Source organism: Peribacillus sp. P4_D6 (assembly GCF_056401795.1).
In genome coordinates, this window is sequence record NZ_JBFUIQ010000017.1 from 1 (window position 1) to 22,976 (window position 22,976).

19 protein-coding genes, 1 rRNA gene and 1 riboswitch are annotated in these 22,976 nt (G+C 42.7%); of the genes, 9 read left to right on the forward strand and 11 right to left on the reverse strand.

Features of this window, described 5'->3' with window-relative positions; translation table 11 throughout:
* Together AC1DVB_RS08170 and AC1DVB_RS08175 are read right to left on the reverse strand one after the other, a co-directional pair.
* Positions 1 to 126 (reverse strand): 16S ribosomal RNA (locus AC1DVB_RS08170); the annotation flags it as partial.
* Between the two features lie 268 nt (positions 127 to 394).
* A complete protein-coding gene (locus tag AC1DVB_RS08175; protein WP_034305324.1) occupies positions 395 to 1,270 on the reverse strand; it encodes a nucleotidyltransferase-like protein in 876 nt (291 codons plus the stop codon).
* A 174-nt stretch (positions 1,271 to 1,444) separates the two neighbouring features.
* Here AC1DVB_RS08175 and AC1DVB_RS08180 point away from each other — a divergent pair, with 174 nt between their 5' ends.
* Entirely contained in the window at positions 1,445 to 1,798 is a 354-nt protein-coding gene (locus tag AC1DVB_RS08180) for a YgzB family protein (protein ID WP_034305326.1), read from the forward strand.
* A gap of 96 nt (positions 1,799 to 1,894) precedes the next feature.
* Here the strand turns inward: AC1DVB_RS08180 and perR are convergent, their stop codons facing one another.
* The 5 genes from perR to AC1DVB_RS08205 form a co-directional block, all read right to left on the reverse strand.
* Complete coding sequence (perR, locus tag AC1DVB_RS08185) at positions 1,895 to 2,338, reverse strand: peroxide-responsive transcriptional repressor PerR (protein WP_034305329.1); 444 nt, start codon at positions 2,336 to 2,338, stop codon at positions 1,895 to 1,897.
* Positions 2,339 to 2,493: 155 nt separating this feature from the next.
* Entirely contained in the window at positions 2,494 to 3,438 is a 945-nt protein-coding gene (locus AC1DVB_RS08190) for a D-2-hydroxyacid dehydrogenase (RefSeq protein WP_095679861.1), read from the reverse strand.
* 147 nt (positions 3,439 to 3,585) lie between these two features.
* On the reverse strand, positions 3,586 to 4,695 hold the full coding sequence (locus AC1DVB_RS08195) for an aminopeptidase (RefSeq protein WP_057278732.1): 1,110 nt from the start codon (positions 4,693 to 4,695) through the stop codon (positions 3,586 to 3,588).
* A gap of 11 nt (positions 4,696 to 4,706) precedes the next feature.
* Complete coding sequence (gene bcp / locus AC1DVB_RS08200; protein ID WP_034306447.1) at positions 4,707 to 5,177, reverse strand: thioredoxin-dependent thiol peroxidase; 471 nt, start codon at positions 5,175 to 5,177, stop codon at positions 4,707 to 4,709.
* Between the two features lie 62 nt (positions 5,178 to 5,239).
* On the reverse strand, positions 5,240 to 5,659 hold the full coding sequence (locus AC1DVB_RS08205; protein ID WP_034305333.1) for a potassium channel family protein: 420 nt from the start codon (positions 5,657 to 5,659) through the stop codon (positions 5,240 to 5,242).
* A gap of 236 nt (positions 5,660 to 5,895) precedes the next feature.
* Positions 5,896 to 6,087, forward strand: a riboswitch (cobalamin riboswitch).
* Positions 6,088 to 6,233: 146 nt separating this feature from the next.
* On the opposite strand from AC1DVB_RS08205, the gene metE reads away from it, so the two are divergent.
* Positions 6,234 to 8,543 carry a 5-methyltetrahydropteroyltriglutamate--homocysteine S-methyltransferase gene (metE, locus tag AC1DVB_RS08210; RefSeq protein ID WP_477588919.1) on the forward strand — a complete coding sequence of 770 codons (2,310 nt, stop codon included), beginning with the start codon at positions 6,234 to 6,236 and terminating at the stop codon, positions 8,541 to 8,543.
* On the forward strand, positions 8,536 to 9,012 hold the full coding sequence (locus AC1DVB_RS08215; RefSeq protein WP_057278731.1) for an acyl-CoA thioesterase: 477 nt from the start codon (positions 8,536 to 8,538) through the stop codon (positions 9,010 to 9,012). The genes metE and AC1DVB_RS08215 overlap by 8 nt, the downstream gene beginning before the upstream one ends.
* A gap of 40 nt (positions 9,013 to 9,052) precedes the next feature.
* Here the strand turns inward: AC1DVB_RS08215 and AC1DVB_RS08220 are convergent, their stop codons facing one another.
* Genes AC1DVB_RS08220 through AC1DVB_RS08230 form a run of 3 tightly spaced genes read right to left on the reverse strand, consistent with a single transcriptional unit; the run spans position 9,053 to position 11,690 of the window.
* Positions 9,053 to 9,838 carry an ABC transporter permease gene (locus AC1DVB_RS08220; protein ID WP_057278730.1) on the reverse strand — a complete coding sequence of 262 codons (786 nt, stop codon included), beginning with the start codon at positions 9,836 to 9,838 and terminating at the stop codon, positions 9,053 to 9,055.
* 4 nt (positions 9,839 to 9,842) lie between these two features.
* Complete coding sequence (locus AC1DVB_RS08225; protein ID WP_057278729.1) at positions 9,843 to 10,634, reverse strand: ABC transporter permease; 792 nt, start codon at positions 10,632 to 10,634, stop codon at positions 9,843 to 9,845.
* Positions 10,635 to 10,682: 48 nt separating this feature from the next.
* A complete protein-coding gene (locus AC1DVB_RS08230) occupies positions 10,683 to 11,690 on the reverse strand; it encodes an ABC transporter ATP-binding protein (protein WP_057278728.1) in 1,008 nt (335 codons plus the stop codon).
* A 151-nt stretch (positions 11,691 to 11,841) separates the two neighbouring features.
* Between AC1DVB_RS08230 and AC1DVB_RS08235 the strand changes: the two genes are divergently transcribed.
* The 4 genes from AC1DVB_RS08235 (at position 11,842) to AC1DVB_RS08250 (ending at position 19,821) form a co-directional block, all read left to right on the forward strand.
* Complete coding sequence (locus AC1DVB_RS08235) at positions 11,842 to 12,168, forward strand: hypothetical protein (RefSeq protein ID WP_057278727.1); 327 nt, start codon at positions 11,842 to 11,844, stop codon at positions 12,166 to 12,168.
* Between the two features lie 128 nt (positions 12,169 to 12,296).
* A complete protein-coding gene (locus AC1DVB_RS08240) occupies positions 12,297 to 13,586 on the forward strand; it encodes a glutamate-1-semialdehyde 2,1-aminomutase (protein ID WP_063592104.1) in 1,290 nt (429 codons plus the stop codon).
* Between the two features lie 339 nt (positions 13,587 to 13,925).
* Complete coding sequence (locus tag AC1DVB_RS08245; RefSeq protein ID WP_477588923.1) at positions 13,926 to 18,398, forward strand: glutamate synthase-related protein; 4,473 nt, start codon at positions 13,926 to 13,928, stop codon at positions 18,396 to 18,398.
* Positions 18,399 to 18,729: 331 nt separating this feature from the next.
* A complete protein-coding gene (locus AC1DVB_RS08250; RefSeq protein WP_034305350.1) occupies positions 18,730 to 19,821 on the forward strand; it encodes an FUSC family protein in 1,092 nt (363 codons plus the stop codon).
* A gap of 58 nt (positions 19,822 to 19,879) precedes the next feature.
* Here the strand turns inward: AC1DVB_RS08250 and AC1DVB_RS08255 are convergent, their stop codons facing one another.
* Positions 19,880 to 20,338, reverse strand: coding sequence for a MarR family winged helix-turn-helix transcriptional regulator (locus tag AC1DVB_RS08255; RefSeq protein WP_239860265.1), 459 nt, complete (start codon positions 20,336 to 20,338; stop codon positions 19,880 to 19,882).
* A 326-nt stretch (positions 20,339 to 20,664) separates the two neighbouring features.
* On the opposite strand from AC1DVB_RS08255, the gene AC1DVB_RS08260 reads away from it, so the two are divergent.
* Both AC1DVB_RS08260 and AC1DVB_RS08265 read left to right on the forward strand, forming a co-directional pair.
* Positions 20,665 to 21,303 carry a biotin/lipoyl-containing protein gene (locus AC1DVB_RS08260; RefSeq protein ID WP_057278723.1) on the forward strand — a complete coding sequence of 213 codons (639 nt, stop codon included), beginning with the start codon at positions 20,665 to 20,667 and terminating at the stop codon, positions 21,301 to 21,303.
* Between the two features lie 55 nt (positions 21,304 to 21,358).
* Complete coding sequence (locus AC1DVB_RS08265; RefSeq protein ID WP_477588951.1) at positions 21,359 to 22,963, forward strand: DHA2 family efflux MFS transporter permease subunit; 1,605 nt, start codon at positions 21,359 to 21,361, stop codon at positions 22,961 to 22,963.
* Positions 22,964 to 22,976: the final 13 nt, after the last annotated feature.

Consider the following 22,976-nt stretch of genomic DNA (forward strand, 5'->3'; position numbering starts at 1 on the left):
GTTACTCACCTTACTCACCCGTCCGCCGCTAATCTCAGGGAGCAAGCTCCCGTTGATTCGCTCGACTTGCATGTATTAGGCACGCCGCCAGCGTTCGTCCTGAGCCAGGATCAAACTCTCCGAAGAAATGTTTGACTTGCTCATTTGCTTTTTTGATAGTGTGTGCTCACTTAAAATTTAACGTTGGCGCTTTGTTTTGTTCAGTTTTCAAAGAGCAATTTCGTTGTCGTCTACTTCGTAAGCGACTTTTACATCATATCATGTTTTCAACTCTGTTGTCAACATGTTTTTTTATTTTTTTGTTTTGATGAAGCTGCGAAAGCTGATGTCCCGCAGCGACATGTATTAATATAACACCTATATTATTATTGGTCAACAATAATAATGAATTTTTTTAAAAGTTTTTTGATACACGATAAAACCGATGATATACCTCGTGCCCTTTTGTCTCCGCTTTGATGACATCGATTACCTTCTTCTCTATCAAATATTCCAATAAAACGCCTAGGTCTACTGAATAAAACTTAACTTCCGGATGCTCCATAAGCTCTGCAATCGTCCACGGATCTTCTTTCATTCCCATTATTTCGACCAAATGCTGTGAACCTGCATTCGTCCTCGAATATATAAGAAATTCGCTCGCAAGGAATAAAAGCTCCAATCTTTTTTCGAGCGTTTCCTCACTGCTGATCAATTCTTTATACAGCTTGTAAATTTCAGGTTCCATATGCTTCACTTGGTTCCAGACAGTAACCTCCGGATAAAAGCCCTGTTCTATTATCTCCAAACGGGCCAAATGATGCAGGGAATGAACGATATGATTGTATGCCTCAAGATGATGGCCTTTTTCAAAGAAGCTTTTCCCATCCATGTACCTGCGAATTAACTTCGCGAACTCCATCCCCATCTTTAACTTCCTTCCATAGAAGGGGAACTCCCGGATTTCGGTTTTCAAACGGTCCAGATATTCGTTCCGGTCAAAAAGGACCTTCCCGTTATATATCCAGTCAACCACTTTGCGGTTCGTGCCTAATAGGAGCCATTCTTTTAATTGGTCTTCCTTTACGATATGCAGGGCCGCCTTTTTATCCTGGTATGTGTAATGTTTTAAAAACACAGCCTCTTCTGCTTCGTCTGCAATTACAAAAAGGATGTAGTCAAACGTATCGGTAATCGGGCTATTATCATCTCTTTTTTCTACTAACAAGATTCCAAGTGTAGATTTTAAACTTGCTCGCTCTTGATAAATCGGGCGAAGGATATCTTCCATCATAAATTCCTCCAAAACCTTTTTTTTAGATTTTCGACAAAACTCTTCAAATTCCTGCTTAGTTCCCTTACCCCAAACCATTTCAATTCAAAAGTAATATGTATCCTTTATTTCTTTTTTGTTCCATCCATTGTTTATGTTATAGTTAAAGTTATATTTTAGGAGGGACAATCCATGGCTAAATATTCTAGCAAAATCAATAAAATACGCACTTTTGCTTTGAGTTTGATTTTCATTGGCTTTATCGTAATGTACCTTGGGCTTTTCTTCAAAACACATCCTGTTGTCATGACGATTTTCATGGGGCTGGGCCTTTTATTCATAATCGCAAGCACAGGGGTTTATTTCTGGATTGGAATGCTTTCTACAAAATCGATCCAGGTTGTCTGCCCTAACTGCAGCAAACCTACAAAAATACTAGGACGTGTAGATATTTGCATGCATTGTGAAGAACCATTGACACTTGACAAAAAGTTGGAAGGCGAAGAATTCAATGAAAAATATAACCGGAAAAGCCTGCATGATTAAGTCGATTAGCTGAATTCCCTTTCAAGAAGGCTTTAACAATTGTATCATTTCTTCATAAACATGAAAAAAAGTTCCAACCAAGTGGAGGAACTTTTTTTAATGCGATTCTTTTTTCGCACAATCCATACAGTCGCCGTAGATTTCCATCCGATGGTGACTAACATTGAAACCAGTGACTTGTGCTGCGAAATGCTCGACTTCATCCAATGCAGGATAATCGAAGTCCACAATTTTACCGCAAGTTTGGCAAATTACATGATAATGATTCGTCGTCACAAAATCAAACCTTGCCGAAGAATCCCCATACGTAAGTTCTTTTACCAAACCTACCTCACGGAACACACGCAGGTTGTTATAAACCGTTGCCACACTCATATTCGGAAACTTGCCTTCCAGCGCTTTATATATATCATCAGCGGTAGGGTGGGACATGCAGCTTATCAAATACTCAAGTATCGCATGGCGTTGAGGAGTTATTCTTACACCGGTATCTTTTAAGGAATCCAACGCTTCTTTTAACTGAACTTCAGACACCGTCATCCACCTCTTTTTCTCATTAAGTATGCATTCTTAAATTATAATGTTTATAAATAGTGTACCTTTTATACGTTGAATTTGTCAATAATTCAATGGCTTAACCATTCTTTTTTAGTTTATTCATGAAGACTTGATTCTTTCCCATTTTTGCATTGAACTTAGTATCCCCTAGATAAGTCGATTACGTTGGTGAAGTCTTTTCCAGCTTTCAGGTATTCACGCATATTTTTTTCGAATATGGCAAAGGTCCTTGGTAAATATTCTCCGCTTTTACTTGAAAGATGCGGTGTGACTGTAACATTCTTCATCCTCCAAAACGGATGCCCTTTTCCTAAAGGTTCCGGATCAAATACATCCAAGATGGCATGAGACAATTCCCCGGAATCCAAGGCTTCGATCAGCACTTCATCTTTAATCAGGTCGCCCCGGCCAATATTCACGAGTACTGCAGATTCTTTCATGGCTTTGAAGTGTTCTTTTTTCAGAAGGCCCTTTGTTTCATCCGTACTTGGCAGGACGGATACAATATAATCGGCTCCCGGTATGGCTACCAATAAATGATCCAGGTCATAAAGGTGATCGATGGATTCCACCGGTTTCCCGCTCCGGTTCACTCCTATCGTCTTCATCCCAAAGGCTTTCCCAAGACGAGCCACTTTCCCTCCTATTGCACCCACACCCAATACGAGCATGGTCTTGCCATTCAATTCCCCTACTTCGATCTTTCTATCCCACAATTCTTCCTTTTCATTCTTCATAAGCAGCTTCAATTTCTTTTCATATTGCAAAAGCATCCCTATCGTATACTCAGCCATCGGGATTTTATGTATGCCTCTTGCGTTGGTCACCATAATGCCTCGTTCCTCGATGGCTTTAAATGGCATCAGTTCCATCCCTGCACTCATGACCATGATCCATTTCAAGTTCGCTGCTTTCTCAATGATTTCTTCAGTTAAATCTTCACCATATGTAATTAAGATTTCCGCTTCACGAAGCGGCCCATCTTTCCATCCTTTTTGATAAATGAAGTTCAAATCAGGAAAAGCTTTCATCATTTTCATTTGGATACCTTCATTCGGAATGACAGTCGAAAGTATTAACATGTTTATCTCCCCCTTTTATTAACATAAAAAAACACGGGCTCTATGTGTCCCGTGCAACTTTCTCTGAGGAGGTATTCCCTTAATAAAGCATATTCGGGTGTCCCCTTTTTGAGTTGGACAAAAGCCTCATCCTTATTAAAAAAGGCTTTATTTTAAAGAATTTGGGTTTAATGCATGTAATTCCGGCAAAATAAAAAAGCCATCCCTTCTGATCAGGACGTCGTCGAAATAGATGTCACCGCCCCCATATTCCGGACGCTGGATCAAGACCATATCCCAATGTATCGATGACCGGTTTCCATTATCCGCTTCATCATAGGCAAGCCCAAGAGCCAAGTGCAGACTCCCGCTTATTTTCTCATCGAACAAAATATCGTCCATAGGTTCCAATATGTATGGATTGATTCCAATAGCGAACTCCCCTATAAACCGGGACCCTTCATCAATATTCAGAATTTGGTTCATTTCAAGATCACGATTGGAAGTCGCTTTAATGATTTTCCCCTTTTTCAAGTTCAATTCTATGTCACTAAAGGTAATTCCTTCATAGGTTGTGGGTGTGTTGAAGGATATCCTTCCATTGAGACTATCTTTTATGGGTGCCGTAAATACTTCCCCATCCGGTAAATTCTTTTTTCCGGCACATATGACGGCCGGCATGCCTTTGATGGAAAAGGTCAAATCTGTCCTTGGTGAAACGATCCTGACTTTGTCAGTACGTTGCATCAAATGTTTTAACGGCTTCAAAGCCGCCTCCATTTTCCCGTAATCCATTGTGCATACGTTCAAAAGAAAGTCTTCGTACCTATAGAAGGTCATGCCGGCTTTTTGCGCTGATGCCTTGGTGGGATAATTAAGTAAGACCCAACGTCGGTTGTTTACATAAAAAAGTGTAGGGGAATTCATGGCCTCCCCTTGAAGACGGTGCCTCTCGATGGGAACATCAGTCATTTCCGCATTGTTTTCTTCCCCAGTGATGATGATGACCGCATCGATATCCGTATATTTCTTCAAGGCCCATTGTGAAGCTGTGTCAAGCTGCTCCTTCACATTCCCTAGTAACAGGTGGCGGCTTATCTCATCGTCCTCGAGTTCCACATATGGATAAGCACCCACTCTGTATATTTCATCAATCAACTCTTTCAATAATGGTTTCGTGTTGATATGCCCCCGTATGAGGATTCTCTCTTTAGGCTGTAATTGTATCGAATGATGAACCAGCCTGGCTGCAAGCTTCGTTATCCTCTCATCCTTCATCTGCCTATCCCTTATTTTTCGAGTTCGCGAAGAGTTTCAAGCGCTTCTTCGACGTGGCCTTTAACCTTTACTTTACGCCATTCTTTGACTACATTTCCAGCCTTATCAATCAGGAAAGTTGAACGTTCAATGCCCATATACTCCTTGCCGAAGTTCTTTTTCAATTGCCAAACATCAAATGATTCAGCCGCTTCATGATTTTCGTCAGCCAGCAGCAGAAAAGGCAATCCATGTTTTTCGATGAATTTTTCATGACGTGCCGCTGGATCTGGGCTGATACCAAGGATGACCGCGTTCAATTCCTCGAATTGCTCATTATGGTCCCGGAAATCACAGGCCTCCGTCGTGCAACCTGGCGTCATGTCTTTTGGGTAAAAATATAATACAATGTTTTTCCCCTTAAAATCCGATAGGGAAACCATTTCACCATTGTTTGCAGGGAGTTTGAAATCAGGTGCTTTTTCGCCAATTTTAACAGTCATATTGAACCCTCCATTTCTTTCATTATGGTAAGAGTACCCAATAATCGAAAGAAACACAACTTTCATTTATCCTTCCTATCTTTCTGCTCCAGATCGATCACCGTACGAATCACGAACGCTGCAGGCAGTGTATACCCAATGAAGGCCTGAATGGTAGCTATCATCCTACCCATGCCAATCGGGGCTATATCTCCATATCCTACAGAAAACATCGTCATCGCACTAAAATAAAAAGAAGTCTTCAATTGTTCATAGAAAGTCCCATCCAACCGATTGCCCATATCAAGAATCACCGAATGATTCTGAAGCTCGTATAATAAATATATCAGTGCAAATCCAACTAATATCGTCGCATATAAATTGCCAAGCCACAGCATATCCTCAAGAGAAAATTTCTTTCCTCCCGACTCAACAAGAAATAACGTACGAATGCTCATCACCATGCAAAAAATGATCCCTGCAATCAAGATGTAGAAAGTCATCCCCCACGCCCCATTTCAAAACGCCACTTCCTCTATACATACTCCCTGTCCAAACAATATATTCTTTTTAGGAATCAGCCTTATCACCGACAAACGCATTAAACGGAAACTTTCCCTAATCCTTTTTCCATGTTGACCCTTTTGGTCGGATATGTTAAGATTGTCTAAATTTTTATAATAGTTTTTATTTTATAAATCTTTGACCTGCAAACAGTTAACAAGGCAGGTTTTGCAAAATTTCATATGTGGAAATAGGTTCCTAATTTTCATTAGGATTAAAAGGGAAGTCCGGTGTAATTCCGGCACGGTCCCGCCACTGTAATGGGAATGTTAGCGTCAATCAATATGCCACTGATCAACGGATCGGGAAGGCCAGCCGCTAATGATATTCCCCAAGTCAGGAGACCTGCCTATTTCGACAACACTGTTTTAACCTACGGGAGATAGGGAGGTGTTAGGGACCTTATAATTGTAAGGGGCATTTTGCATGCCTCTTTATTTTAAGCATTTCTAACTTTCTTTTTTGACGGTTAGGAATGCTTTTTTTATTGTTTGATCAATTGAATGTAGGAGGATGGGAATTTTGAAGAGCAGCAGTTTGGGTTACCCTCGAATCGGGGAAGATCGTGAATGGAAACGTACATTGGAAGCATACTGGTCAGGTAAAATCGATGAAGCGGAATTTACGGCACAACTAAAGGCAATCCGTATAGGCAACTTACAAAAACAGCAGCAACGGGGCATTGATATCATCCCTGTCAACGACTTCACTTTCTATGATCAAATGCTCGATATGTCCGTCATGTTCGGTCTTGTTCCTGAACGTTATTCAGCTTATGAAGGCGGAAGTGTCCCCCTTTCCGTTTATTATTCAATGGCCCGGGGAAACAATGATGAAGTCGCTTCAGAAATGACGAAATGGTTCAATACAAACTATCACTATATTGTCCCTGAATTAAAACTGGCACAGCTTACTTTAACAGAAAATAAACCACTTACAGCATATCGGGAAGCCAAGGAAAAGCTAGGGATCGAATCGAAGCCCGTTTTGATCGGACCTTATACTTTCCTCTCCCTTTCAAAAGGCTTTAATAAACAGGAAATCCCTGGCATCATCCTGAGTCTGCTTCCCCTATACACGCAAATCCTGCGGGAGTTGGAGCAAGAAGGCGTGAAGTGGGTTCAAATGGACGAACCTTCCCTTGTTTCATCCATTTCCAAAGATGATATGCAAACTGTTACTTACCTCTATGAAAAACTGAATGAAGCAGCACCAAACCTGAACATCATGCTACAAACATACTTTGATGCCGTGGAACACTATCAAGAAGTCATCGAATTAAAAGTCCAAGGAATCGGTCTTGATTTTGTACATGATAAAGGAAGGAATTTAAGTAACCTTGAGGCATTTGGTTTCCCGAAGGACAAAGTGCTTGCAGCGGGTGTGATTGACGGAAAAAACATTTGGCTATCCGATTTATCCAAAAAAATCGAATTGATCGAGACACTTAAGAAACAGGTAGCTGAGGACCAAATCTGGCTACAGCCCTCTTGCTCCCTGCTTCATGTCCCGGTGACCGTTCGTAATGAAACCGCCCTTTCAAAAGAAGTGAAAGAGGCCCTTGCTTTCGCTGATGAGAAACTTGAGGAAATCACACTTTTGGTCAAAGGGAATAATCAAGGCATTGAAGCAATCGCCGAAAAAGTGGATGTCAATAAATTTACGATTCAAACGTTAGCCAATTCAAATGTCCGAAACCACGGGTCTGTACAATCCAATGTCGAAAAGGTTAAAAACAGGACTGCCGGCCGTCAGCTTCCATTTAAAGACCGTTACCAAAAACAACAGGAATTTTTCAAATTACCTTTTCTCCCTTCGACTACGATCGGCAGCTTTCCGCAGACATTTGAAGTTAAACAAGCACGCGGGAAATTCAATAGAGGAGAATGGACAGCCAAGCAATATGAAACATTCGTTAACGAAGAAATCGGCAGGTGGATCGAAATCCAAGAAGAAATCGGTTTGGATGTTCTCGTTCATGGGGAATTCGAACGGACGGATATGGTTGAATACTTCGGTCATAAATTAGGCGGATTCGTCTTTTTAGAAAAGGGTTGGGTACAATCCTATGGATCCCGCTGCGTGAAACCGCCAGTCATCTACGGCGACATCCATTTCATCGAACCGATGACAGTCAAGGAAAGTGTATACGCACAATCACTGACGAAGAAGACGGTGAAGGGAATGCTGACAGGTCCTGTTACGATTTTGAACTGGTCTTTCGTCCGTGATGATATTTCCAGGGAGAATGTTTGCTTTCAGCTGGCGCTCGCTTTAGAAAAAGAAGTCATTGCCTTGGAATCTGCTGGAATTAAAATGATTCAGGTTGATGAGCCTGCACTTAGAGAAGGTCTGCCATTGAAAAAAAGCGATCGCGACGAGTATTTGAACTGGGCATTGAATTCATTCTTGATATCCACATCTAGCGTGGAGGATACAACCCAAATTCACACGCATATGTGCTATTGCGACTTCAACAGTTTCATGGATGTCATCTCCTCCCTCGATGCCGATGTAATTTCCATCGAAACATCCCGCAGTCATGGGGAGCTCGCTTCCGCATTCGAGGAAAAAACATATGAAAAAGGCATTGGCCTGGGGGTGTATGATATTCACAGCCCGCGTGTGCCGGCAGTGGAAGAAATGGTCGATATGATTGAACGGGGCATCAAGGTATTGGATAAAGACCAGTTTTGGATCAATCCCGACTGCGGCCTGAAAACAAGGGGTATCCCGGAAACCGTCGCTTCCCTGAAAAACATGGTCGAAGCAGCAAAAGTCGTCCGTAAAAACCTTTTAGTAAACCAGCAGGCAAATGATTGAAAAGAACGCTGCCCATCCAACACAGCAGTCACGGACTTTTTTAACCGACCTTGTTTTTCCACCGGATACAAATCATCATAATACCATCTTTGGCGGAAAAGTAATGGCCTATGTGGATAAAATAGCTTGCATTTCCGCTATGCGACATTGTCGAAAACCCGTTGTGACTGCTTCAAGCGACTCTTTTGATTTTTTGGCCCCCATCAAAACAGGGGACGCGATCAACCTTGAAGCTTATGTCACCTGTACTCATCGCACATCAATGGAGGTATTCGTGAAAGTGGAGCGAGAGAACCTATTAACAGGTGAAAAACAGCTTACGGCACGCGCTTTTTTAACGATGCTTGCCATTGATGAAGACGGTAAGCCGACAAACGTACCTCAGGTCATTCCGGAAACGGAAGAGGAAAAACAGCAATATGTTCAAGCCCAAGCAAGATATATTGAAAGAAAGAAAAAACGGAACTAAACAAAAACCCCTTCAACATGAATCTGTTGAAGGGGTTCTTTCAGTTCCCTGCCCCGCGGTACCTCTTCACTCCCTGATTCCATATGAAAATGGATATCACGAAAAAGGCAACCCCAATTACAGGTGTGGCAAATGCATATGCATACCATTCTTCTTTTCTTAGGAAATAAGATGCCGGATAGACACCGACAAACGCGAATGGCAGCACCCATGTAAGGACAAAACGGATGACCTTATTATAAATATCAACAGGATAGCGCCCGTAGTTCCCGATATTGTACATCATTGGCATGATGGATGTTTTCGCATCCGACCAGAACCCAATGCTTGCTATCGCAACGAATATGGCTGCATAGGCAAGTGCCCCGCCTATTGCAAAAACGATGAAAAGAATCGGGTCATACCACGCAAGCTGAAGATCCAATGAAATCGCCGAATAGAATATGATGATCAAACCGGTCACAACTCCAAATAACGCTTCAAGCTCGATTCTTTCTAAAATGACTTGAAACAGGCTATGTATCGGTCTTGTTAATATCCGGTCCATTTCACCTTTGACGATATAGCGGTCATTAAAATCCCAGATGTTGAAAAAGGCCGAAAAAAGGGCGAAAGGGATAAGGAAGAATCCATAAATGAATATGATTTCTTCACGGCTCCAGCCGCTTAAAAATTGCGTATGTCCGAAAACGACCAAGATAAATACCAGATTCACGACCTGATTCAGCAGATCTGATAGGATTTCCATGAAGAAATCGGCTCTATATTGCAGTCTTGTCTTCATATATTGACTCACATATTGAAAAAACATCGATACATAAAACATCCCGTCAACCTCCTTGAATAATCAGCTGTTTTTTTGCGACTATCCATAAAAGCTGAATCGGTATTATGAGAATGATGCACCAAATTAACTGCTGTAAAAGCGCCATGCCAATTTCGCCTGAACTGTAACCGTTCGTAAAAATCATGCTTGGTACATAGCTGATCCCTTGAAAGGGTAAATATTTCATCACTTCCTGCGCCCATATAGGATAGAAACTGATGGGCAGCAGCAGACCGGAAAATAAATCAATGATAACCCTTTTAGCGCGGATTAATCCGGCATTATTATATAAGAAAAAGGTAGTGATTCCCGTCAATAAATTAATTTGTGTATTGATGATGAAACTGAACAGCAAGGAAATGCCGAAGATCCCCCATACAGCCGGATCGCGCGGCAATTCAATAGGAAAAATGAAAGCTACCAGCAGCATTCCTGGAATCGAGAAGAAGAAAAAACGGAATATCCCTTCCCCAAGTCCTTGCATCGTTTTCATGCCTAAATAGTTATAAGGCCGGATCATCTCAATGGCAACCTTGCCGTCTTTAATCTCAGTGGCGATTTCGCGGTCAATATTATTGAAATAAAAAGCGCGCGCCATCCATGCAACCGCAACATAGGTTGTCATCTGCATGCTTGAAAGTCCTTCGATGGAGCTTTTTTCTCCATATATCGCATTCCATAAGAAATAATAAGCACCGATATTAATGCTATAAATTAAAATGCCGGTATAATAATCCGTTCGATACGCAAGCATCATCAAAAAACGCATGCGGATCATGGCAAGATACTTCCCCATGGCCCTCCCCCTTCTTGATAGACACGTTGTTTCTTAATGATAAGAGAGTCAGACAGTGCCTTCTTCGTAAATGTTGCGAACAATTTCTTCAATGGACGTTTCATGAATTTTGATGTCCTTTATTTTAAAATGAGATACGACAGCTGAAACAAGCTGTGAAATATGATCACTTTCTTCTTTCAACAAGGCAATGTATGTTTGATTTTTCTCATCATGAACCCAGTTAGCGGTAAATGGGAGCGCTAATGATTGCAATTCCTTCAATGCGATCGGCTCGATGAATTGAAAATGGATCTGTTTTTCCTCAGCCCAGTTATCTTTCAAACTCTGCAATTCCCCATCATAGATGATTTGCCCTTCATCAAGCATGATTACACGCTCACATAATGCTTCAATGTCCCCTAAATCATGGGTGGTCAAAAGGATTGTCGTATTATATTTCTCATTGATTTCTTTCAGGAACTCACGAATCTTCATTTTCACGAGCACATCAAGTCCAATTGTCGGCTCATCCAGGAACAGCAAAGGCGGATTGTGGATCAAGGCTGCCGCAAGCTCGCAGCGCATTCGCTGACCAAGCGAGAGTTTACGCACTGGTTTGTCCAGCAAAGGACCGATATCAAGCGTCTTGATGACATGTTCCATATGATCGTTATATTGTTCATCCGTTACCTTATAGACCTTTTTTAACAGCCTAAACGATTCTTGAACCGCAATATCCCACCAAAGCTGTGAGCGCTGACCGAATACGACTCCGATAGTCTGAGTGAACTTTTCCCTTTCTTTATGTGGATTCATGCCATTGACCGTGATTTCGCCTGCTGTCGGTTCCAAAATACCTGTCAGCATTTTGATCGTGGTCGATTTCCCTGCTCCATTTTCCCCGATATAAGCTACCATCTCACCCTTTTTTACAGTAAAATTGATATCATTGACGGCAGGGACGACCTTATAATTTCTGGTAAGTAAATCCCGGAAGGCACCCTTTAGCCCTGAACGGCTTGATGCCGACTTAAATTCCTTCCGAAGCTGTTTCACTTGAATTGCATCACTCATCCTGTTACATCCTCCGTAATCTCTTGTCCTAATGAATTAGTTTATCCAAACCAACCTTTTTAGACAATAAAAATGCTTGGTTGTCATCTACCATTTTCAGGGAGGGAATGGCCGTTGTACCAGATACATATATAAAGGAGACGAGTATGCTATGAATATCAAAAAATTATTACTATCCCAAATTGAAAAGGTCGTTTTCGACCTTCGATATGACTTCCTTTATGAAGATGAGTACGGTGAATTATTATGCCAGGTCATCCAAAGGGATTCCAGCGGGTCGATCGAAAGCACACCCATCAGTTTCCACCTTCGCATTAATGAAGAGAAAGGAACCGGGCAGCTAATCTATTACCAAGCCAAGGGCGAAATGAACCGCCAATCCTTCGACATCGAAAATCCTGACACCATCTTGGCCGTCCTTACTTTCATAACAGGAGTTTTGGGATCCCCCCAAAAAAATGTTGGCCCGGAATCCTGATTCTTCTGGGGGTGATGCGTTTCCACCAGGGTACGAATCACATTTCCTAGCCTTCCACCCCAGATTTCCAGAGAGAAAAGTGCTATGATTAAGGGGAAATATGTTTATATTTATAGGAGGTTTTAAGATTGGATTTTAGAAATTCGGAGCTTTTACATAAAGAGGCATTGGAACATATCGTTGGCGGGGTTAACAGCCCATCCCGTTCTTACAAAGCTGTAGGCGGCGGTTCGCCAGTTGCGATGGATCATGCCAAAGGGGCTTATTTCTGGGATGTTGATGGCAATAAATATATCGATTATTTAGCTGCATATGGCCCGATCATCACAGGGCATGCGCATCCACATATTACGGAGGCTATCGTTAAAGCAGCGGAATCCGGCGTTTTATACGGCACTCCGACAAAACATGAAGTCAAATTTGCCAAAATGCTGAAAGAAGCCATACCATCCATGGATAAAGTCCGCTTCACCAATTCAGGCACCGAATCAGTCATGTCCACCATCCGTGTTGCCCGCGCTTACACAGGGCGCGATAAGATCATCAAATTTGCAGGCTGTTACCATGGACACTCTGACCTTGTTCTCGTCGCTGCAGGCTCCGGCCCGTCCACTCTAGGTACACCGGACTCTGCAGGCGTTCCAAAAAGCATTGCACAAGAAGTCATCACGGTACCTTTCAATGATATCGGTTCATTTAAAGAAGCACTTGATAAATGGGGCAATGAAATTGCAGGCGTGTTGGTAGAACCGATCGTCGGCAACTTTGGAATCGTGGAACCAAGTCCTGGCTTCCTGGAAGAAGTCATTTCTTTATCTCATGAAGCCGGATCACTCGTCATTTTCGACGAGGTCATCACAGCGTTCCGATTCATGTATGGAGGGGCACAGGACTACTTGGGAATTCAACCCGATTTGACCGCGCTTGGAAAAATCATCGGGGGCGGGCTTCCCATTGGTGCTTATGGCGGTAAAAAAGAGATCATGGATTCTGTCGCACCTCTGGGACCAGCCTACCAAGCTGGTACGATGGCAGGAAATCCGGCTTCCATGCTTTCCGGGATAGCTTGCTTAGAAGTACTTAAAGAAGAGGGGCTTTACGAAGAACTTGACCGCCTGGGGAAAATCCTTGAAGAAGGTATCCTGAAAGCGGCTGGCCAATATAATGTTCCGATCACCATCAACCGCCTTAAAGGGGCATTGACGATTTATTTCACGACAGAAAAAATTGAAAACTATGAGCAGGCGGAAAATACGGATGGCGAAATGTTCGCCAAGTTCTTCAAACTCATGCTCAATCAGGGAATCAATTTGGCACCGTCCAAATACGAAGCCTGGTTCTTGACAATCGCTCACACGGATGATGATATCGCTTATACTCTAAAAGCGGTTGAACATGCATTCAAAAACCTAATATAATAAATCGAATCAGCATAATTATGCATTTTTTATACACCCTCAGGATGTACATCTATCTTGAGGGTTTCTTATTTCCCTGTAGTAAATCTTTAATATTAGCATTTGAAGCCAATCCTCACAAAAATCCCATCAATCACAGCATCCATCCCATTGTATAAAAAATTGATTTCTGAATATTTAAATGATATGATATGGATACATTTATATACATTTATACACTTTCTTTCAATCTATCAAAACTTGGACTATTGTTCGGGTTTACTAATATTTCCCCCATTAAACACATGCTACAGGAGGTGAAAGGCAGAGAATAAGGGTAACCTTATTCAAGCCACAAATATGGCCCAACAATGGACACCTGCTACATTCAAAGAATTTCACAAGGAAGAACATGATGCCTGCGGAATCGTTTCCTGCATCGAAAAAAAGAAGATCCCTACTAACGAAAACATCTTTGCCTGTATCGACGCCTTGGTTAAAATGAACCATCGCTGCGGCTTCATCAATGGTGAGGGCGATGGTGCCGGCATCCATATCGATATTCCCCGGGCTCTTTGGAAAAAGAAACTTGAAGCGGCAAATGTCGATTCAGGCATCGTCGATCAAGATACCTTCATAGTCGGCCACTTATTTCTAAGCAAAAAAACAGAAGCGAACGACTTAAAGGTCGAAGTTAAGGAGAAACTGCTCCAACATGGTCTCTCATTGATATTCGAAACGGATAAAGCCTACCGTTCCGAGGCATTGGGACCGATTGCCATTCAAGAAGACCCAGTGTTCTGGCAATTTGCCTGTTCCTCAACCATCAATAACAACCAGGAGCTTTCAAATGTTCTTTTTGAGCTGACTTCCGACATCGAAAAAAGCGATTTCATCCATGTTGCCTCTTTAAGCCAGCATCATGCGGTATACAAAGTGATGGGTGCGGGGGATACGCTCCCTGCCTATTATCTTGATCTTGCCGACCCTTTGGCTGCCTCCACCATGACACTGGGACATAATCGTTTTTCAACCAATACTCTATCAAGCTTCTTCCGGGTCCAGCCTTTCAGCGTGCTTGGTCATAATGGCGAAATCAATACCATCGCCAAATTGCGTGATGAAGCGAAAATGATCGGAGTTCCCATCGCTAAAGATGGAAGCGACTCTCAGGATTTAAACAAGACGATCGAAACTTTCATCTGCCGTCATGGCTACTCTTTATTCGAAGCTGTCGATCTTATGTTTCCGCCAATCATCAATGAAATCAAGGAATATCCCGAGCACTTACAAGACTTATATACGTATTTAAGGGAAGCATGGGGTCATTTTGCACAAGGTCCGGCAGGCATCATCTCCCGTTTCGGCGATGAAGCCGTATTCTCTGTCGACTCTCTAGGCTTGCGCCCGCTTTGGAATATTGAAACGGAATCATCCTATATGTTCACTTCCGAACCAGGAATCATCCCTTCCAGTGAATATACCGGAGATCCGAAACCGATGGGTCCAGGGGAAAAAATCGGTTTGAAATGGAACGGCGACCGAATTGAATTGTACACATACAAGGATTACCAGGATAAAGTGTTTGAACTATTCAATGATCGTTTCGTCCTTTCCAATGACCGAGTCCGCTTACAGCCACAGGTTTTTGAAAAGGTTGTCTCCATGACAAACACGCAAGCCATTCATAATGGTCAGTATAAAGCCTTTGGGTGGGAAAGGGAGCATGTCCAATTAGTGGAACAGATGGCCGAAAAAGGCGCTGAGCCAATTCGTTCACTTGGTCATGATGCGCCGCTGGCAGCACTTAATCCCCAACGGACCAACATTGCTGATTTCATCAAGGAAAGCGTGGCCGTTGTAACCAACCCGGCGATCGACCGGGACCGGGAAACCGAGCACTTCTCAACAAGGACGATCATCGGAAAGCGCCCTTCCCTATTCGAAGCGAATAAGGCAGGAAAGGTGACGGAGCTGCTGACTCCCTTATTGATCGAAGGATCAACGGGTTATGAGTGCTCATCCATCGTATCGCAGCCAAGCTACGACCAGTTCATTAAATATAACCAAGATCAAAAACTCGTGCACATCATTTCAAGCACATTCAAAGAGGATGAAAACATCACGGATGCCCTGACCAGGATTACGGATGAAAGTGTCAATGCTGTGGATGAAGGAAAAACGCTGCTCGTTCTGGATGATGCCCTTGCCCATCAAAACGGCAACCTTTGGCTTGATCCACACCTGGTCACTTCAGCGGTCGACCAAGCGTTGGTCCGTACAGGCAAGCGTCGTGATTGTTCCATCCTTTTACGTTCAGCATCGCTAAGGTCACTGCATGATATCATCGTTTCTTATGGTCTTGGGGCCAACTTAATCAGCCCCTATTATATGTTCCTTTCCTTATCTTCAGATGACCATAAGGGGGTTACCAATCTATATAACTCCTTGACGAAAGGGCTTGAGAAGGTCATCTCCACCATTGGCATTCATGAGCTGCGCGGCTATGGAAGACTTTTCTCAAGCATCGGTTTACATGAGGAAATCGCGAAATATCTAAATGTGGCTAATTTCTTCGGATCCAATGATCTTGACTATAATTTTGATAAAATCAAGGCAGATGCCATCCAGCGTGCAGAGGATTACGGCAATGAAAAAGAACGGATGGGGAAGACCTTCCATCTATTCCCTAGAATCTGGAAATCTATCGGGGAAGTTGCTTCAACCGGGGACTATGATGCTTATCGCGAAAAGATCACTGAACAGGAAGAATCCAATCCGACGACGATCCGCCACTTGACATCATTAAAAATTTCAGATGCTTCCGTCCCTTCTGAAGAAGTCAGCCTTTCGGTCGGTGAACAGGAATTGCCTTTCGTCATAGCCTCCATGTCCTTTGGATCACAAAATGAGATTGCTTTCCGGGCCTATGCAGAAGCTGCCGAGAGGCTAGGCATGATCAGCATGAATGGCGAAGGCGGGGAAATAAAGGATATGCTGGGCAAGTACCCGAAATCCCGCGGACAGCAAATCGCTTCCGGACGTTTCGGTGTCAATGCAGAACTCCTGAACTCTTCAAATCTATTGGAAATTAAAATTGGTCAAGGGGCAAAACCCGGTGAAGGCGGTCACCTTCCCGGTTCCAAGGTCACAGCGAAAATCGCAGAAGCCCGAAATGCTACAATCGGTTCCGACTTGATCTCCCCTTCCAATAACCATGATATATACTCAATTGAAGATTTGGCCCAGATGATCCATGAGCTAAAAACGGCAAATGACAAGGCAAAAGTTGCCGTCAAAGTACCAGTCGTTCCAAACATCGGTACGATTGCTGTCGGCGTCGCAAAAGCAGGGGCCGATATCATAACGCTTTCTGGTTTTGATGGCGGAACGGGTGCTGCCAGAATCCATGCTCTCTCACATGTCGGCCTGCCAGTTGAGATAGGTGTGAAAGCGGCCCATAATGCACTGCTTGAATCAGGTATCCGGCAGAACGTTGAAATTTGGGCTGACGGTGGGTTAAAAAGCTCGATGGATGTTTTGAAGGTAATGCTGCTTGGGGCAAATCGTGTAGGCTTTGGGACCCTTTCGATGATTGCAGTCGGCTGCACAACGTGCCGCGGATGTCACCTTGATACTTGCCATGTGGGCATCGCCACCCAAATTGAATCGGAAGCTCAGGCGAAAGAACACGGGCTGCGCCGTTTTGTTCCACGTAAATTTGATTTAGCCGTACAGGGGTTAACGAATATGTTCACTGCATTTGCAAAAGAACTCAAATCTTTGACCGGATCACTTGGGGTGAAGAATCTTCAGGATATCGTCGGGCGTTCTGATTTGCTGCAGCAAGTTAAAGGTCAACAATCATTGGATTTAACCTATTTATTAAAAAATCTGGATATAACACCGTTCTCGCATAAGGAAGCGGCGGCATATTTGAATGAAGGCTCCATGCAGGTAGCCGTTGGCGCAGAATATCTTGATTCGCATGTAGATGAACTGCAGCAATCCCGCAGCTATAGCTCGATTACATCCGAGCAGCGTGTACTCGGCAGCAGGGTCTCCTGTCACCGCGTTAGGGGCAGATTGGATGGTTCATACAAAAAACTTCCTCCCGTTCACCTATCCTACCAGGATGGTTCCATTCCGGGTAATGGACTTGGGGCATACAATACAGAAGGAATTTCAATCAGCGTGAATGGCGGTGCCCAGGATGGTATCGGTAAAACATCGATTGGCGGTAACATTGCCATCTTTAAATCTCCAGGAAAAGATGGGAAGTTCTACAATGGCTCTGTCGGTAAGGGCTTTGGTTACGGTGCACAGCATGGTCTCCTAATTGCCCAGGGTGATGCCGATGCCAGGGCGGGAATCCGGCTTTCCGGAGCGGATATGATCATTGGCGGATTATTGAAACAACCGCTTCCTAAAAAGGAACACGGGAATATAGCGGTAACATCCAATATTAAGGGATTCGCTTTTGAATACATGACAAATGGAAGAGGTTTAGTTCTAGGTGATCCCGGTCCATGGATTTGCGCAGGGATGACAGGAGGTGTCGTTTATTTACGGCAACAGCCTGAATCTGGATTAACCAAAGAGGTCATTAAGAAACGGGTTGCGAAAGGGGCAAAGATATCCATTGAGTCCCTATCTGCAAAAGGCCTGCAGGATGTGGCTGAACTCCTTGGCAAATACACGGCCCTCTTGAAAGACCATGGCCAAACCGAAGAAGCGGCCTCTTTAGAGACACTGCTTAAGAATCCTGGAGAGCATTTCCTTCAGGTCGTTCCAGTTAAAGAACAGGCGGATCCTGCTGTATCCACGGAGTGATGCCGAAAATATATATTAAAAAAGGCTGATGCTCTTCATTTCGAGCATCAGCCTTTTCCCGTCATATACCTCTGGGATCGTCTTCAAACGATTGAAAAACAATGCTGAAAGCAATCAAGAAATTGCCTAACGTTTCTTTATATATTAAACTTGATTTTAACTATTGTATCTCTTAGGAAAATCCTGTATATTACTTTTTGTTTACATCATCTTATTTTAGTGTAAAGTACTAACAAATAAGTTAGAATACAATTTTAAGCAAAGGCCTATATATTAATAGAGCCTTTTCTTGCCAGACCCATTACAACACAAAGAAAGGATTAACCCATATATGAAGTTTGGTGCCCGCATTCTCAAAACAGGAATAGCAATTGTTTTAGCGCTTTACTTATCGGAACTGCTTAACCTTCCTGCTCCTGTCCTTTCTGGGATTGCTGCAATTTTTGCAATACAGCCGACCATTTACCGTTCATATCAAACGGTATTGGAGCAAATTCAAGGAAATATCATTGGCGCATTGGTTGCTGTCTCCTTCGTTTTGTTGTTCGGAAATGATATTTTTATAATCGGTCTTGCCGTAATGGTTGTCATAACCATCAATTTAAAACTGAAAATGGATAAAACGATTGTCCTTTCCATCGTGACGGTCATTGCCATCATGGAAAGCCAGGACGGGGAATTCCTTAATTTTGCCTTTATTCGTCTCTCATCCGTTTTGCTTGGAATCGTTTCTTCGTTTATCGTGAATCTTGTTTTCATTCCTCCAAAGTACGAAGCAAAGCTTTATACACGCATTACAGATGTAACGGAAGACATCTTGAAATGGATCAGAATCAGCACAAGACATGCTACAGAACACACTTTATTGAAAAAGGACATCAGCCGGTTGAAGGCGGAGTTACTCGATTTGGAACATATCTATTCCATGTACAAAGAGGAACGGGAATATTTCAAGAAGAACAGTGTTGCTAAAGCAAGAAAGCTTGTCGTTTATCGGCAAATGATCATAACGACGAAAAAAGCGTTTGAAACCTTGAAGAGAATCCATAAATTCGAGAATGAAGTATATCAAATGCCTGAAGATTTCCAACGGAGCATCTTACAGCAGCTTGATTCATTGATCCGCAAGCATGAGCAGTTGATATTACTGCATATCGAAAAAATCAAGTCAATCGAGGAGATTGAAGATTGGGACCAGGATTGTTTAAGTCGTAAAGAGCTGCTCGCCCATTTTTTCGAACAGCAGAATCAAGTGGACGAAATGCATGATAACCTAGGCCACCTCTCTGCCCGCCTTGTACCATTGATTTCTGCAGTCATAGAATATGACGAACAATTGGAACACCTTGAAAAGCTGATCGTCAGCTTCCAGTCGTTCCATAAGGAAGATAACGAAATATCTGTCCAGTACGAAGAAGATTAAAAAAGACGGTTCCCGGGAACCGTCTTTTTTTCGTCTCTATTTTAGAGCATGCCCTCATTCAATCATCCAAAAGGTTCTTATCAGCAGCCTTTTCAATCGTATCCAATTTATTCACAAGATCCTGCAGCTCATCTTCCGAGAATGAATTGAAGTTCTTGCCCATCGATTTGTTATGATCCGCAAGGACTCTCCCCAAAATCGCTTCCCCAGCCTCTTTCAATTCAAGGTTGATGACCCTGCGATCCTTATCAGAGGGCTGCCGTTTCACATAATCCATTTCGACCAGCTTATCTACAAATACGGTAATCGCACTTGGCTTTACGGTTAAGAAGTCAGCCAGCTGGGTCGATTTAATCGACCCCTCTTTTTTCAATATCAATAAAATGAAAAACTGAGGCGATGTTAATCCATAAGGCTGAAGATTTTTTGCTACGATGGCCCTAAGCTTCTTCCTAATCCGAAAAATCTGCATCTCTATACTATTAGTTACTTCCCATTTAAATTCCAGCCTTCTCACTCCTTATATAGGACAATCCTACCTCTTAAATTTAATTAAATGGCATTCCAATGTCAACTTTACTTTCCATATATCCTTAAAACTTAAAAAAATTCAAATTTTTACTATTTCACTGTATTTATTTCCCACCATTTTTCCGAATAAATTACATGACAAAAAATAATTAAACTGGTAAACTCTTTACTTAATAATATTAATACTTATAAAAATTAATATTTATTAAAATTAATAAATAAACATTAGAATAGGAGGTTATTTCATTTCTAGCTAATGAACGTAAATAAAAAAAGGAACACATCATCAATATATTTTTGGAGGCGAAACAAGTGAATAGAGGACGTTTAGTTTTAATCAATGTCATTGGTTTGGTTATTATAATAGCGGCATTGGCCGGTGGGGCTTATTACTATTATGAAAGCACGAATTTCATTAAAACGGATGAAGCAAAAGTGTCAGGTGAGCTATATACCATCGTTGCCCCCGCTGCCGGTAAACTAGCAGATTGGGACTTACACGAAGGAGACAGTGTAAGTAAGGATGACAAAGTTGCCAATGTAACCACCTTAGACGGTAAAGAAGCGGTAAAAACCGCAGCACAAGGTACGATCGTTAAAACACAAGTGCATGATGAGCAGCTTGTTCAAGCAGGTCAAACGCTAGCTCAAACCATCAATATGGAAGATTTGTCCATAACGGCTAATATTGAAGAAAATAAATTGAAGGATATCGAAAAAGGTGACAGCGTCGATATTATCATCGATGGAGATCCCGATACGGTCTTCGAAGGTACATTGGAACAGATCGGTTATGCTACAACGTCTGTCTTTTCAGTGATGGGCAATCAAAACAGCAGCGGGAACTATACGAAAGTCACTCAAAAAGTACCAGTGAAAATTTCCATCAAAGCACCATCCGATAAAGTTCTGCCTGGAATGAACGCAGAAGTGAAAATTTCGACTAAATAAACCGGCTACACAGTTATACAGAAAGGAGGCTTTTCTTTACATGGCTTCTCAAACCATCACAGTAAATGAAAACAAGGGAATGAAACAGTTTGCCCCCATGTTAATTATCCTAATGCTAGGTTTGTTCATGGTCATTTTGAATCAAACCCTGCTTAGTGTCGCCATGCCTAGGATGATGGCAGAATTCAATGTAGCTGMGACTACGATTCAATGGTTATCAACTGGATTCATGCTCGTGAATGGAGCCTTGATCCCACTTTCCGCTTTTTTAATAGAACGGTTTGGCACGCGCATTTTATTCCTGGCTGCCATGTTTCTATTCACCGTCGGGACATTCATCTGCGGCATCGCACCAAATTTCCCCGTCATCCTTACAGGCCGGCTGATTCAGGCCGCTGGCGGCGGAATCCTGCAGCCTTTGGTAATGACAATCATTCTTTTCATCTTCCCTCCGGAAATGCGCGGGAAAGGGATGGGGATCTTTGGACTTGCCATTATGTTTGCCCCTGCAATCGGCCCGACTTTATCAGGTTGGGTCATTCAGGAATATAGCTGGCGGGTCATGTTCTACGCAATGGTGCCATTAGGCATGATCGTCATGACACTCGCCTTTTTAAGTATGCGTAATGTAGCGGAACCAAGGAAAATCAAATTGGATTTGCTGGGTGCCTCTCTATCCTTGCTAGGTGTTGCATCATTACTATACGGTGTCAGTGAAGCAGGTTCCAAAAGCTGGACGGATCCAATTGTTCTGGGAACGATCATCATTGGGCTGATCCTTTTGACGCTTTTTGTGGTTCAACAGCTAAAATCGGAAACACCTATGCTCGACTTCCGTGTATTTAAGTATGACATGTTCGTATTATCCAATATCATTTCTGCAATCGTCACAGTGGCCATGTTTACCGGGATATTCTTATTGCCTATATATTTGCAGACTTTAAGAGGCTTCACACCAGTTCAATCCGGCCTGTTGATGCTACCCGGAGCCCTTGTGATGATGGTGATGTCACCCATTTCAGGAGCATTATTTGACAAAATCGGACCTCGTCCATTAGCACTAATTGGGTTGGCGATCACTGCCGTCACAACCTTCGAATTCGCTAAATTGACTACGGAAACAACCTATTCGACTTTGGTCATCATCTATGCCATCCGCGCACTTGGAATGTCTTTACTGATGATGCCGATCATGACTGCTGGGATGAATCAGCTGCCTAAGCATTTGAATACACATGGTACGGCAATGAGCAATACGCTGAAACAAGTGACCGGAGCCATTGGTACGAGCTTCGTGACGACCATTTATACAACCCGTGCTTCTTTCCATGGAACTGCTTTAGGAACGGAAATGAGTACGAGTGATCCCGGTTTTGTTCAGAATTTCCAGACTATCGTTCAATCCATCATGACTTCGATGAATCAAACTAGTAAACAGGCACAGGAAACTGCCATGTCGCTGATTTCTTCTCAAATCCAGGGTCAAGCAAATGTGATGGGAATCAATGATGCATTCTTTTGGGCAACAGGCTTTGCAATTGCAGGCATCGTTCTCTCACTATTTTTGCGCGACGTTCGGAAGGATAAAGCAATGAAACAAGCTAAACAAGAACCTTTGGATGTACCTTTGCTTCCTTCGCCAGTAAAAAAATCGGTTTAATTAAATGGAGGAA